The organism is Hymenobacter agri, assembly GCF_054778495.1.
Genome location: NZ_BAAGZM010001119.1, coordinates 1 through 793 on the forward strand (window position 1 = coordinate 1; position 793 = coordinate 793).

The window sequence follows — 793 nt, forward strand, 5'->3', positions numbered from 1 at the left end:
TAGGCGGCGGTTGGCGCCCGCAGCCAGCCAGCGCAGGCTGCCCACGGCTACCTCGCGGCCGGGCCGGCGGTTCCAGAGATGAATGGCCACCGGCACCAGCAAGCCCAGAAGGACCAATAGGGCGGCGGGGTTGAGAAGGGCAAACATGCTGGGCTAACGGCGCAACCTCACCCCCTAACCCCCTCTCCTTGGGGAGAGGGGGCACCGGTTCGGGGCAGGCAGGGAATTGATTTAAGAGATGAGGTAAAAGTTGAAAGCGAAGTGATGAGAAGAGGAGTTTGGATTTGACGCTCGCTCCAAAAGAAGCATTTCCAGTGACCTTTCCCCCCGAGGAAAGGAGGTTAGGAGGTGAGGTTGCGCCGCCTCAGAAACTCGCGCATGGCCGCATCCAGCGGCTGCGAAGTATCGAGCAAATGGTAATCGAACCCTTGGCGGCGGGCCTGCTGTGCGGTGCCGCGAAGCCACTCCTGCAGCTGCTGCTGGTAGGTTGCTCGTTGCGGGCCGGCATCAATCTGCAGGGTTTGGCCCGATTCCAAATCCCGAAACGTCACCGCGCCCTGATAGGTAAATTCGAGCTCGTTGCGCGCCATCAGGTGCAGCAGCAGCACGTCGCCGCTGGTGGCGCGCAGGCGCGCGAGCAGGCTATTGATTTCGGTGCCTTCCTCATACAAGTCGCTCACGCACACCGTGAGGGCGCGCTGCCGCCGGGCCGTGAGCGGAGCCAGCGTGTCGGGCGCGGGGAAGTGGCCGGTGGCTTCAGCCGTTTCCAGAGCGTGGTAGAGGCGGGGCAGCT

2 protein-coding genes are annotated in these 793 nt (G+C 63.6%); both read right to left on the reverse strand.

All coding sequences use genetic code 11. From position 1 onward, the window contains the following. Positions 1-147 (reverse strand): BatA domain-containing protein (locus ACYVDE_RS24830; protein ID WP_460504192.1); only part of this gene is annotated, 147 nt, incomplete at its 3' end. 194 nt (positions 148-341) lie between these two features. Then, a partial coding sequence (locus ACYVDE_RS24835) for a DUF58 domain-containing protein (protein WP_460504191.1) occupies positions 342-793 on the reverse strand: 452 nt, incomplete at its 5' end.